The organism is Malaciobacter mytili LMG 24559, assembly GCF_003346775.1.
Classification (GTDB): Bacteria; Campylobacterota; Campylobacteria; order Campylobacterales; family Arcobacteraceae; genus Malaciobacter; species Malaciobacter mytili.
In genome coordinates, this window is record NZ_CP031219.1 from 1,021,634 (window position 1) to 1,035,026 (window position 13,393).

The window sequence follows — 13,393 nt, forward strand, 5'->3', positions numbered from 1 at the left end:
AGGAGAAATTTATGGTACACATTGCTTTAGCAATTTGTCCATTTCCTAAAAGGAGAAATAACTAATGGCAAAACATCAATTTCAAACAGAAGTAGGACAATTATTACATTTAATGACGCACTCTTTATATTCAAATAAAGAGATTTTTATAAGAGAGCTTGTTTCAAATGCAAGTGATGCAATAGATAAATTAAACTATTTAAAATTAACAGATGAGAAAATGAAAGCTTCTCTTCCTGAAGATTGGAAGGGAGAAATAAATATCTCTTTTGATGAAAAAGATAAATCTTTAACAATCGTAGATAATGGTATTGGTATGAATGAAGAAGATTTAATTGCTTCAATTGGTACTATTGCAAAATCTGGAACAAAATCTTTTGTTGAAGCTTTAACAGGAGATGCAAAAAAAGACTCAAATTTAATTGGACAATTTGGAGTTGGGTTTTATTCAGTATTTATGGTAGCTTCAAATGTGGATGTGATTTCTAAAAAAGCAGGTGAAGAACAAGCTTATAAATGGTCTAGTACAGGTACTGGTGAGTTTGAGATTATCCCTGTTATAAAAGAATCAAATGGTACAGTTATTTATATCAAATTAAAAGATGAAGAAGCGCAAGAGTTTGCTTCTAAATATAGAATTAAAAATATTGTTGGAAAATATTCAAATCATATTGCATATCCAATTTTCTTAAATTATCAAGAAGAAGTAAGTGAAGAGTTAAGTGAAGAGGATAAAAAAGCTGGAAAAGAGCCTGAAAAAAAACTTGAAAAGAAACATGAAAAAATCAATGAAGCAACAGCTTTATGGACTCAGCCAAAAGCAAAATTAAAGCAAGAAGAATACAATGATTTTTATAAATCAATTTCTCATGATAGTCAAGACCCACTTTTAACTATTCATACAAAAGCAGAGGGTGTAAATGAATATACAACTTTATTTTATATTCCTAAAACGGCACCTATGGATATGTATAGAGCTGATTATCAACCAGGTGTTAAATTATATGTTAAAAGAGTATTTATTACTGATGATGAAAAAGAACTTTTACCAACATATTTAAGATTTGTAAGAGGTATTATTGATAGTGAAGACTTACCATTAAATGTAAGTAGAGAAATCTTACAAGAAAATAGAATTTTAGCAAATATCAAACAATCTTCTGTTAAAAAAATCTTAAGTGAAATTAAAAAACTTTCAAAAGATGAAGAGAAATATGAGGAGTTTATCTCTCAATATAATAGACCTTTAAAAGAGGGGGCTTACCAAGATTTTACAAATAAAGAGGCTATTTTAGAGCTTTTAAGATTTAAATCAACAAAAACTGAACTTGGTAAAATGACTTCATTAGAAAGTTATAAACAAAGAGCAGAGAGTGAGCAAAAAGCTATTTATTATATTGTTGGAGAAAATGAAAAAGTATTAAGAAATTCTCCACTATTAGAAAGTTATAAGAAAAATGATATTGAAGTTCTAGTTTGTGATGATAAAGAATTAGATGAGATTATCACTCCTGCACTGCAAGCTTATAAAGAGTGGGAATTTAAAGATATTACTTCTTGTGAACCTCCAAAAGTAGAGCAAAGTGAAGAAGAGAAAAAAGAAGTAGAAGAAAAATTTCAAGATATTACTAAAAAAATTAAAGAAGTTTTAGGTGAAGCTGTAAAAGAGGTAAAAGTTACAAATAGACTTTCTGATTCTGCATCTTGTGTAGTAAAAGATGCAAGTGATGCTCAAATGGCACAAATGATGCAAATGATGAGAGCAATGGGACAAGAGATGCCTGAAAGTGCTCCAATTTTAGAGATAAATCCTGAGCATGAAATTGTTAAAAAATTAAATGGTTGTAAAGATGACTCTTTAGTTGAAGATGTATCATGGGTACTATTAGACCAAGCTAAGTTAAGTGAAGGTATGGAAGTAACTGATGCAGTTTCTTTTGCACAAAGAGTATCAAGAATCACTGCAAAAGCTTTATAAAATAAAAACTATTTGCACGCAATTTTGCGTTGCAAATAGGCTTTTTTACTTAATAAAAACTACTTAGCTTCTTAATTATAAAATAAATTTTACAACACCAATATAGCTTAACTAAAAACATAGTAATTAAATAATAAAATATAATTTATTTTTTATTAGGATTATTTATGAATAAAAACTTTTTTAAAATCTTTTTTCTTATAACATTTTTTCATATTTTTTTATTTGCTTCAAAAGTAGAAACTTCACAAACTCAAATAAATAAACTAAATAGTGAAATAACAAATTTAAAACTTGCAAATGAATATGAAAAAAAGCTAAATGAAGAAAAACTAAAAATCTTCTTTTCTAAAATAATAGAAAAAGAAAATGAAATAAAAGAGTTAAAAAAAGAGTTTAAAGAACTAGAAGATAAGTTTAATAAAAATAATATAGATAAAGAAAAAATACAAAAAGATTTTGAAAATAATAAGATAATAATAGATAGACAAGATAAAAGAGTAGAAGATTTACATTCAGATATTAATTTTTGGGGTGTAGTATTTACATTAGTTGGGACATTAACTGCAATTATTGTAATTGCTTTTACTTTAAGATTTGGCTCAATTGCTACAAATGAGGCAAAAGAAGAACTGCAAAAATGGATAGATGAAAAAGCTGATAAAGAGTTTCAGCCTAAAGTGGATAAATATTTAATGCAATTAGAAAAAGAAACAAAAGAGTTATTATTAAAAATAAAAGCTAATGTAAATAATAAAATAGATTCTTTTATTTCAGGTTTTGTAAATAATAAATTAAATAATGTTGAGTTAAATTATGAAAAATTATTTAATTATATAATGGAAGAATATAATAAAGGTAATATCAAAGAAGCTTTTAAATATATAGAAAAAACTATAAGTATTAGTAAAAATGATGATGAATTATCAAAATCTCTATTTATTAAAGCCGAAATTCTAAAAAAATTAAATCAAAAAGAAGAAGCCCTTAATATTTATGATAAGTTAATTGAAAACTTTAGTACTTCAAAAAATAAAAATGTTTTAAATCAAGTTAAAAATGCTTTAATTAATAAAGCTTATGAGTTAAGTTTAATAGATAAAAGTGAAGATACATTAAAAATATATGATGAATTATTAAATAATTTTAGTGAATTACTTAATTTAGAAGAAAAAGCATTTATATTAATCAATAAAGGATATTTATTTACTTTAAGTGCAGAAACTAACAAATCTTTAGAATGTTATGAAAAAGTTATATTAGACTTTTCTAATATAAAAAATGATTTTACTATTGTTTCTTATGTTATTTATTCTTCTGTAAATAAAGCAAATATTTTATGGGATATAGATAAAAACTCTTCTCTTGAAATTTATAATAATTTAATAGAAAACTATAAAACTTCGTCTAATATATTAATTCAAAGGCAGTTAATAAATGCTTATTTAAATAAAGCTTTTAATATAGGTAAAGAAGATAAAAAAAGAGCCATTGAATTATATAATGAAGCAATTGAAAAATATAAAGAAACTAATGATGAAGTTTTAATATCAAGATTATTTAGTGGATATATAAATAAAGCTATTTATCTTGTTGATTATGATAAAGAAAAAGCCATTGAATTATATGATGAAGTAATTGAAAAAAGTAAAGATTTTAAAAATATTGAAATTATTGAACAAAAATTAAATGCACTTATTAATAAAATAACTTTAATAACTAATAAAGAAAAAGCTATTGAATTATATGATAGCTTAATTAATGAATATAAAGAATTTAATGATATTCGAATATCTTATATTGTTAATGTAGCTTATATAAATAAGGCTTCCTTCCTTGAAAATCAAAATGCAATTTTATGTTATGATGAAGTAATAAAAAGATTTAATAATTCAAATAATTTAAAAATTAAAGAACAATTTATTAAAGCTAATATCTATAAAGCAATGGTTTTACATAATTTAAAAGAATCTTATAATGCAAAGGATATATATTCAAATATAATAGATGTTTTTAAAGACTCTAAAGAAAGCGCAATTTTAAATAATGTTTTACTTGCTTTAATAAATAAAATTGAATTAAATATTATATTAAATCAAGAAAATTTACTAGAAGATATAGATTTATTTAAAGACTTAGTAAATGAAAATAAAGAAAAACTAATACAACTTGAAATGCTTCAAATTCTTGAAAAAGCTAAAATAATAACTCAAGATAATGAAGTAAAACAATGGCAAGAAAAATATAAAGATATTTCTCTTAATAATTGGAGTTTTAAGGAACTTGATATTTGGGTGGAATCTTTAGAAGAAGAGCCAAAACAAAGGCTTAAAAAATATTTAACTATTTTTAAAGATCATAAATAAAAAATCTTTTAACTATAAAAAAATATTCATAATACTTTTATCTTTTCTAGATATAATGCTTAGTAATATCTTTTGGTATTACAAATAATTATATGTAATATTAAGGATAGTCATATGGAAATAAATTTTATTATTGCTTTGGCAGTGATAGTTTTATGGTCTTCTTTGGTTCATGGAAGTATTGGTTTTGGTTTTGGGATGATTTCTACGCCCTTAGTTGCTCTTTTTACTGATATTCAAACTACAATAACATATATGTTAATTCCCACAATGGTTGTAAATATAGTAAGTATTTTAAGTGAAGGTAAATTTTTTGAAGCTTTAAAAAAGTTTTGGTTTATTATTTTGCTTATGGTAATTGGAAGTGCTTTAGGTACTATATTGCTTGTTTATACAAATTCTGAGTATTTTAAGCTTTTACTTGCTTTTATAATTTTTGTATATCTTTTACAATCAGTAGTAAATATAAAAGCAACATTTGTTTCAAAGTATCCAAAGAGTTCCACTTATGGTTTAGGCTTATTTGGAGGAGTTTTATCTGGACTTACAAATATAGTAGCTCCTTTAATGATAATGTACACTTTAGAATTAAAATACTCTAAAAAAGATACAATACAACTATCAAATTTATGTTTTTTATTTACAAAAATAGGACAATTAACAGTTTTTTTATACTTTGGAACTTTTACTTTACAAGCCTTTGAGATTTCAATATTTAGTGTGCTTGTGGTTTTTTTAGGTATGTTTTTAGGAATAAAAATAAAAAAAGGTATTGATGCTAAATTTTATGCAAAAATATTAAAGATTTTACTATTTATTATAGCTTCAACTTTAGTTATACAAACTTTACATTTTTAAAAGGTAATTTATGGATTCAAATTTACTAAAAGTATTTATTAGTGTTGCAAATACTAAAAGTATCTCTTTAGGAGCAAAAGAGTTAAATTTTACTCAATCAAATGTTACATTAAGGATAAAACAGCTTGAAAAAAGTTTAGGATATGAGCTATTTTATAGAACAAATAGGGGAGTTGTTTTAACTTTAGAGGGAGAAAAACTTTACCCTTATGCTGTTGATATTGTAAAAAAAGTTGAAGAAGCAACGTTAAAAATGAGAAATATTAATTATCAAGAGTTATTAAAAGTTGGCTCAACACAATCAAATACCACAATAAGATTAAGCAAGTTTCTAAAAAAATTAAATAATGACTTTAAAGATATGAAATTAGAGTTTGTTGTTGATAGTAGTTTAAATCTAATAGAGCAATTACTTAATTATAAACTTGATATTGCTTTTGTAAATGGCAATCCAAATCATAAAGATTTAGAAATTTTAAATATTTTTAAAGAAGATATAGTTTTAGTTGAACCAAAAGATAAAATTGCTTTAAATACTATTTTTGCATATAAAAATGGATGTTTAAATAGAATTTTTTTAGAAAAATATCTAAGTGAAAGTAGTGAAACTTTATATAAAAGCGTAAATTTAGAAAATTATGAACTAATTTTATCTTGTGTGGAAGCTGGATATGGAGTTGCACTATTTTCAAGGGAAATAATTGAAAAGTTTGGATATATAAATAGATTAAAAGTTACAAAAATGGATTTTAAATTAGATACTCATCTTATTTGCAAAAAGGATTTTATTCCAATGATTGAAGAGTATTTAAGAAAAATAAAATTATAAAATATTCAATTTTTAACTTAAAATATAGTTTATAATTAAAATAATTACCAAAAATTAAGATTCTCTATTATATTTTTATACTTTGAAAAAATATTATTATTTTTTAGGAGTAAAATTGAGTCAATTAGAGTTTAAAAAATTATATAATGAATTTACAATAAGATTTCAAAATAAAGAGTATAAAGAAGCTTTAGAATTAACTTATGATTTATTAGATATAGCACAAGATATAGAACTTGAAGTAGCTTATACTTTAATGGCAAAAGCTAGAGTTTTAACTGCTTTAAATAGATTAAAAGAAGCTACAGATACTTATGATGAAGTAATAGAAAAGTTTGATAATACAACTGATGTTTTAATTTTAAATCTTCTTGCTTATGCGTATTATAATAAAGCTTTAATATATGCAAAAGAAAAAGAGTATAAAAAAGAGTTAGCTACTTATGATAAATTACTTGAAAAGTTTATTGAAGATACTTCTTTAGAACTTGAAATAGTTTTAGTTAAAACATATCTAAATAAAGCAATTTGTCTTAAAGAGTTAAAAGATACAAATGAAGTGATTTTAGTATATAAAGAGATGATTGGCAACTTTGAACACTCAACAAATGAAGAGGTCTTATCTGATGTTGCTATAGCTTTATTTAATATAGGATTACTTTACTCAAAAGAAGAAAAAAATAAAGATGCTATAAAAGTATATAATGAACTAATAAATAAATTTAAAACAACTAAAAATAAAAATACTTTAGAACTTGTTGTAAAAGCTATGGTAAATAAAGCAGCAAGATATAAAGAGTTATTAAAGTATAAAGAAGCTTTAAAAGTTTATGATGAAGTTATAAAAAAATATGAAAAAAATAAGGAAGAAAAAATCTTAATCCAAGTGGCTCTTTCTTTGCATAATAAAGCAATTTTACTTGGTGAAATGGCAAATGAAGAACAATTGCAAGAAGTTTGTGATGAAATTATAGAAAAATTCTCAAATAGTAAAGATGAAATAATTAGTAATATAGTATTAACTGCACAAGTTATTAAAGATAAAGAAAAATTTAATAACTCTTTTTAATATTTGGAAAAAATAAAAAGCTCAATAGTTATAATTTATTGCAATTTTCTAGAAATATTAGTATTTAATTGCTATAATCTTTTTAATTTATAGAAGAGAGAATATAAATGAAAAAAAAATTTATAACAACTTTACTTTTAACTTGTGGTTTAATTACAAGTTTAAATGCTCAAAGACTTACTTTTAAAGCTGCAAAATCTTCATCTTCTTACTATCAAATGGCAGTTCAAATTGGCGAAAATGTTAGTAAAAACTCAAATCTTAGTTTAACGATTGAAGAGAGTCAAGGATCAGTTCAAAATGTAAAAGAAGTTAGAAAAAGAAGTGGCAATTATGTTTTTACAACGCCACCTGTTTTAATAGAACTTGCAAAATCAAAAAAAGCAATGTTTAAAAATGACAATCCAGCTGATTATGAAAAAATTAGAGCACTTTTTCCTATTCCTTATCTTACTATGCATGTGGTTGTAAGAGCTGATTCAAATATAAATAGTTTTAAAGATCTAAAAGGTAAATCATTACTTATTGGAAAAGGAACATATGGAGCAAATGAAGCTAAAAAATATATAGAAGCATTTGGGTTAAAGGGTGATGTAAAACTTATTGGTGCTGAGTTATCAGGTGCAGTTTCTGCACTTAAAAATGCTCAAATAGATGGTTTTGCAACTTCTGGGTCTTATCCTGCACCAAATGTAATTGAAGCTGCTGCTAGTATAAAGATTAAACTATTAAGTATGAGTGATGAAGAAATTGCAAAAACAAAAAGGGATAAGATAATAATCCCAGCAGGTACTTATGCTGGTCTTAAAGAAGATATAACAACAACTACCTTACCTGTTGGAGTTTATACAACTACACAAATGAGTGAAGAGACAGCTTATGAACTTACAAAGGCTTTTTGGGAATCTAAAGAAAATTTAGAAAAACAAAATATTTGGTGGAAAGCAATTACAGTTAATAATCTTAAAATGTTTAAAACAAAGCTGCATAAAGGTGCTTTAAAATATTATAATGAAGTAAATACAACTATTCCAATAAGCTTAAAATAATGACAAAAGAAATATTTAAACTACTATCAGCTAAATATCTGATAGTAGCCACTTTAGCTATTATTACTGTGGGGTTTCATATATATTTAATTTTTACAGGACTTATGCCAAATTTAGTAAGTAGACCTATTCATTTACTTTTGGTTTTACCTTGGATTTTTTTACTTACTCAAGATGAAAATATATCAAAATTTACTAAGTATCTAGGGTATATTTTACTAGCTTGTGCTATGTTTTCATCATACTATATTATAGTAAATCATATTGATTTAGAAGAACAATATGGTTCTTTAGAAGGAACTTTACAATATTTTGTAGCTATTAGCTTACTTTTAGCAGTACTAGAAATGGCAAGACGAGCTATAAAATTAGCTCTTCCCCTAACAGCTATAATTGCACTTGCTTATGGTCTTTTTGGTCATTATATTCCTGGTGATTTTGGTCATCAAGAGATACCTTTAGATAGTTTTTTAGGAACTTTAGTTATTGCTGAGGGGGGAATATATGGAAGCTTAACAGGAATTTCCGTAAATGTGGTTGCAGTATTTGTAATTCTTGGAGCTTTTGTAGGAGTAGGTGAGGGTGGCAATGCTTTTATGTCTTTATCCACAAAGATAGCTGGAAGATTAAGAGGAGGTGCAGCAAAAGTATCTGTTTTAGCTTCTGCATTTTTTGGTTCTATTTCTGGTTCTGCTTCTGCAAATGTGGCTTCAACAGGAGCTTTTACTATTCCTACAATGAAAAGGTTAAATTATCCTGCTAGTTTAGCTGCTGCAAGTGAAGCTGTTGCTAGTACAGGAGGTCAAATAATGCCTCCTCTTATGGGAGCTGGTGCATTTATTATGGCAGAACTTTTAGGTGTTCAATACTCTTTTATTATGAGTTCAGCAATTTTCCCTGCATTATTGTTTTTCTTTACGGTTTGGATAGGTATAGATGTTTTTGCTAAAAAATATAATCTAATATCAATAAGCAATAATGATATTCCAAAAATAAATTTAGTTTTAAAGCTTAGTCCTTTTTTTATATTGCCTTTTGGTGTACTTTTATATGCTTTAATCATTATAAAAAAAACTCCTCAATTTTCAGCTGCTTTAGCTATTTTTATTTCAATTTCTCTTCTTTTAGTAAATAAAGATTGGCAGTTTAGTTTTAAAGAGTTTATATTTAAGTTTTTAGATGGATGTATTAGTGCTTCAAAACAAATAGCAACAATTGCTTCTGTTATTATTTGTGCTGGGATTATTATTGGAGTTTTAAATATAACAGGAGTAGGGGTAAAAATAACTTCAGCAATTTTATATTTATCAAATGGAGAGTTATTTACAGCTTTACTTTTAACTGCATTTGCTTGCCTAATTTTGGGAATGGAAGTACCAACAACAGCAGCATATATTATTTGTGTTTCAATTGCTGGTCCAATATTACAAGAGTATGGGCTATCAGCTATTCAAGCTCATTTATTTATTTTCTGGTTTGCTCTTTTATCAACAATTACTCCACCTGTTTGTGGAACAGTATTTATTGCTTCTGGAATAGCACAGGTAAATTGGCTTAAAGTAGCTATTAAATCCATGAAATTAGGCTTAGGTTTATATTTAATTCCTTTATCTTTTATAGTAAATCCATATTTAATAAAACCTGATACTCATTTTACTTTAGCTTTTATTTCTTTTATAAAAATAGGACTTGGATTATGGTTTATATCAAATGCTTTAGTAAACGATAAACTAAAATTAATATATAGAATTTTACTTAGTTTATTTGGTTTAATAATTGTTTTTTTCCCTTTATAATAAATTTATAGTTTATTTATAAAAGATTAAGCTTAACTTGTTATATTTTCTTTTTTAAAAATGGAGAAATATAATATGGAAAAAATTATTTTAAGAGAAGCAACAATAAATGATTCTCAAACAATCTTTAATTTTGTAAAAGAATTAGCAATTTATGAAAAAGCAGAACATGAAGTTAAAACAAGTGTAAAGCAAGTTGAAGAGTCAGTATTTGGAAAAGATTCAGTTACTTATGCAATTATTTGTGAATTAGATAATAAACCAATTGGAATGGCATTATATTTTTTTAATTACTCTACTTGGTTAGGAAGAAATGGAATTTATTTAGAAGATTTATATGTTAGTCCACAATATAGAGGAGTAGGGGCAGGAAAAGCATTACTAAAAAAACTTGCTCAAATTGCAGTTGAGAAAAAATGTGGAAGAATAGATTGGCAAGTTTTAGACTGGAATAAGCCTTCTATTGATTTTTATGATAGTATTGGCGCAAAAGGTTTAACTGAATGGATTCCTTATAGATTAACAGGAGAAGCCTTAGAAGAGTTTGCTAGAAGTTAATTATTTTCTTCTAGCTGTATTAGTGACTGCATTATTGCAGTTGCTACTTCATCAGTAATTATTTCACCCCACTTTTCAAGTTGTTTGCTATGATTACTTTGGCATATTTCAATCATCGTTCTATTAAAGAAAAACCCATCATTTATATCATTAATAATTGGTTCAATCTCAATTTTTGATTCTTTTACTGCTTGAAGATTTTCATTAATAAAGTTTTGAGTTGCATCCATAGCTGCTTGTTTTCTTAATTCATCTTCAAAAAGTTCTTCGCCATTATCTAAAGTTTGTAAATCTTTTAATAATTCATAAATCGAACCTAAAGCATATTGAAATTCAATTTGAGTTGAAGCATTATTATTTTTTGTGATGTTTATAAGCTTACCTATTGAGATTTGATAGTACATATCGTACTTTGCAAGATTTTCTATAATATTATTTTTTGAAAAGTGTCTTTCTAAATTCATAGTGTTTCCTCTTATTTTAACTTTTAAGTATATCTAAACTTAACCCAAAATTATATAATTTCTTTCATTTTGTAATATAATCCAAATCTTAAAAAAAATTATTGTATTATTCCCAAATAAAAAAATAGAGGTGATTTTATGCTTGAAATTTTAACTTTTTTAGTTATTTTTTTCTTAATTTTATCCGGACTTTATTATAATGAAAGAGCAAAAGAGAAAGATAAAATGCCATTTAATATAAGAAAAAAAATCAAACTTTAGTCATAAAAATGACACACTACTAAAATTTAACAGAAAAACCATAAAAAAGACTCAAATACCTTGAAAAATATAATTTAATATGTTAAAGTACAATTCTTAATATTAAATAAAAGGTAGAGATTATGGGTTTTTTTAAAAATCTTTTAAAATCAATTGCAAAGGTATCAAGACCAATTGTTTCTATGGAAGCAAATCAATTGAATTTTAAGATAAATTCAGACTTTTTTTATACCTATAATCTTGAAAATTTTGATATAAAAACAAGACATGACCCTTATACGGTAGATGCTTTTACTATTAAAACAGATAAGTTTTATATGGAGTATATTAAAGTAGATGATGATACTACATGGCAAGGCCAAGCATTAAGTTTATATGAGGGATTTTTAGTAGAACAGTTAAAACTTAAAAAATTAGAAACTCTTGAAGAAATAGAATATGAACACTATACTTTTAAAATATATAAAGTAGATGACTTTGCAATACTGCATATGATTTATATTTGGGAAATAAATAAAGATGTATTTATTTTAGATTTCGATAGTGAACTATTTAAAACTTTAATTACAAATTTAGATAAAAACTATATTTATAAATATGAAAACTATTCAAAACTTAGTGTTGATTTTGATAGTAGTATTGTTAAACTAAATGCTTTTAAAGACTATTTTAATTTAACGATGTAAAATGAAAAAGTTTATACTTATTATAATTGCATTTTTTTTAGCTGCTTGTAATGATATAGAAGATAATTCTAGTTTTTCTTATAAACAAAATAATATAAAGTTTAAAGTTGATTCAAAAGAAATTTTATCTTTTAGTTTAAATAACTTTATTTATGAACCAAGAGCAAATCAATATTTACAAGAAGGATATACTTTAAAAGTACAAGATAATGAGTTTGATTTTTTCTTAGAGTATATTCATCTTTCAACTCAAAGTAAATGGAATGGACAAGCAAGAAGCTTTTATGAAGATTTTTTTAAAGAAAAACTAAAATTAAAAAGTTTTAAACTTCTAAATAGATTTGAAGAAAAAAATTATGAATTTTCAACTTATTTAGTAAATGAAGATAAAATTATACAACTAATATATATTTGGGATGTTTATAAAGATACATTTATTTTTGATAAAAATGGAAAACTATTTAATAGTTTAGCAACTAAATTAAATAAACAGTACAAAGATAGTTTTAAAGAGTATAAAAGAGCTACTTTAGAGTTTCCATACTCTTTAATTGTTCAAAATAGAGTTAATTCATATTTTAATAAAAATTAATTTATCCAAAAATCTTTTTTAGTAAAGAAGTTGTTTGTTCAACAGGATTTTCTCTAATTGATTTTTCTTTTTCTTCAATCATTTTAAATAGTCCATCTATAGCTTTAGTTGTAATATATTCATCTAAAGTTTTTGTATCATTTGGAAGATAAGAATCAAGATTAAAGTTTTTTGCTAAATTCATTATTTGAGTATTTTGTATATACTCTTTTGCATTTGTTTGATAAAAACTATTAAAAGTATCATAATATGTAGCTACTTGATTTGATTTTATTGACTCTTTTACAATAGGAGTAATACTCTTTTTTAACTCTTCATAACTACTTGTTTTAAAGTAACTTGTTAAGGCATTTTCTTTACCTGCAACTATATTTTTAGCATCATTAATTGTTAGATTATTTATACTTTTTAAAAAAATATCAGTTGTTTTTATTGCTGCATTTGAAGCTGCATCATTCATTGATTTAATTAAATCATCAACAATTTTATCTCCTCCTGCTTTTCTAATAATTCCCTCAGCTTTATCTAAATTATTTGGAAGAGGAATTTTTACTAAAGCATTATTTAAATAACCATCTTTTTGAGATAGAGTTTTTGTTGAATAATTAACTGCTATTTCTAAAGCTTGTTTTAATCCACTAATCATAGTTGATTCACTTAAGTTTTGTTCTTGATTTTCTACTGTTTTTGTATCTTTTGAAGTAGTTATTTCATCAATAACACCCTTTGCTAAATCTTGCCATGAAGCATTTGCAAGTGAAGAAAATAGGAGTATTGAAGCAATTGAAAGTTTTATTTTCATCTTTATTCCTTTGATAATATTTATGATTATATAAGATTTTTGTCTATTTTTAGATAATTTGATATAATTATGCAATTTTTTTAAA

The 13,393-nt window shown here is 24.6% G+C and carries 13 protein-coding genes; 11 read left to right on the forward strand and 2 right to left on the reverse strand.

The window, feature by feature from the left end; genetic code table 11:
- Nucleotides 1–64: 64 nt before the first annotated feature.
- From htpG to AMYT_RS05290, 8 genes are all read left to right on the forward strand, one after another.
- Nucleotides 65–1,978, forward strand: a complete 1,914-nt coding sequence (gene htpG / locus AMYT_RS05255) for a molecular chaperone HtpG (protein WP_114841505.1) — start codon at nucleotides 65–67, stop codon at nucleotides 1,976–1,978.
- Nucleotides 1,979–2,145: 167 nt separating this feature from the next.
- Nucleotides 2,146–4,344 carry a tetratricopeptide repeat protein gene (locus AMYT_RS05260; protein ID WP_114841506.1) on the forward strand — a complete coding sequence of 733 codons (2,199 nt, stop codon included), beginning with the start codon at nucleotides 2,146–2,148 and terminating at the stop codon, nucleotides 4,342–4,344.
- Nucleotides 4,345–4,458: 114 nt separating this feature from the next.
- Entirely contained in the window at nucleotides 4,459–5,202 is a 744-nt protein-coding gene (locus AMYT_RS05265; RefSeq protein WP_114841507.1) for a sulfite exporter TauE/SafE family protein, read from the forward strand.
- A 10-nt stretch (nucleotides 5,203–5,212) separates the two neighbouring features.
- Nucleotides 5,213–6,031: a LysR family transcriptional regulator gene (locus AMYT_RS05270; RefSeq protein WP_114841508.1), complete on the forward strand. Its 819-nt coding sequence runs from the start codon at nucleotides 5,213–5,215 to the stop codon at nucleotides 6,029–6,031.
- A 115-nt stretch (nucleotides 6,032–6,146) separates the two neighbouring features.
- Entirely contained in the window at nucleotides 6,147–7,100 is a 954-nt protein-coding gene (locus tag AMYT_RS05275; protein WP_114841509.1) for a tetratricopeptide repeat protein, read from the forward strand.
- Nucleotides 7,101–7,207: 107 nt separating this feature from the next.
- Nucleotides 7,208–8,149: a TAXI family TRAP transporter solute-binding subunit gene (locus AMYT_RS05280; protein WP_114841510.1), complete on the forward strand. Its 942-nt coding sequence runs from the start codon at nucleotides 7,208–7,210 to the stop codon at nucleotides 8,147–8,149.
- The gene (locus tag AMYT_RS05285) at nucleotides 8,149–9,945 is read left to right on the forward strand and encodes a TRAP transporter permease (protein ID WP_114841511.1); all 1,797 of its coding nucleotides are present in this window, start codon (nucleotides 8,149–8,151) and stop codon (nucleotides 9,943–9,945) included. The genes AMYT_RS05280 and AMYT_RS05285 overlap by 1 nt, the downstream gene beginning before the upstream one ends.
- Nucleotides 9,946–10,020: 75 nt before the next feature.
- Nucleotides 10,021–10,503: a GNAT family N-acetyltransferase gene (locus AMYT_RS05290; protein WP_114841512.1), complete on the forward strand. Its 483-nt coding sequence runs from the start codon at nucleotides 10,021–10,023 to the stop codon at nucleotides 10,501–10,503.
- Here the strand turns inward: AMYT_RS05290 and AMYT_RS05295 are convergent.
- Nucleotides 10,500–10,967 (reverse strand): hypothetical protein, encoded by a 468-nt coding sequence (locus AMYT_RS05295; protein ID WP_114841513.1) that lies wholly within the window; start codon nucleotides 10,965–10,967, stop codon nucleotides 10,500–10,502. The genes AMYT_RS05290 and AMYT_RS05295 overlap by 4 nt on opposite strands.
- A 138-nt stretch (nucleotides 10,968–11,105) precedes the next feature.
- Between AMYT_RS05295 and AMYT_RS15125 the strand changes: the two genes are divergently transcribed.
- The 3 genes from AMYT_RS15125 (at nucleotide 11,106) to AMYT_RS05305 (ending at nucleotide 12,506) form a co-directional block, all read left to right on the forward strand.
- A complete protein-coding gene (locus tag AMYT_RS15125) occupies nucleotides 11,106–11,228 on the forward strand; it encodes a hypothetical protein (RefSeq protein WP_265936030.1) in 123 nt (40 codons plus the stop codon).
- Nucleotides 11,229–11,350: 122 nt separating this feature from the next.
- Nucleotides 11,351–11,914, forward strand: a complete 564-nt coding sequence (locus AMYT_RS05300) for a hypothetical protein (protein WP_114841514.1) — start codon at nucleotides 11,351–11,353, stop codon at nucleotides 11,912–11,914.
- A gap of 1 nt (nucleotide 11,915) precedes the next feature.
- Nucleotides 11,916–12,506, forward strand: coding sequence for a hypothetical protein (locus AMYT_RS05305; protein ID WP_114841515.1), 591 nt, complete (start codon nucleotides 11,916–11,918; stop codon nucleotides 12,504–12,506).
- A gap of 1 nt (nucleotide 12,507) precedes the next feature.
- On the opposite strand, the gene AMYT_RS05310 is transcribed toward AMYT_RS05305, so the two are convergent.
- Nucleotides 12,508–13,308 (reverse strand): DUF4197 domain-containing protein, encoded by an 801-nt coding sequence (locus AMYT_RS05310; protein ID WP_114841516.1) that lies wholly within the window; start codon nucleotides 13,306–13,308, stop codon nucleotides 12,508–12,510.
- Nucleotides 13,309–13,393: the final 85 nt, after the last annotated feature.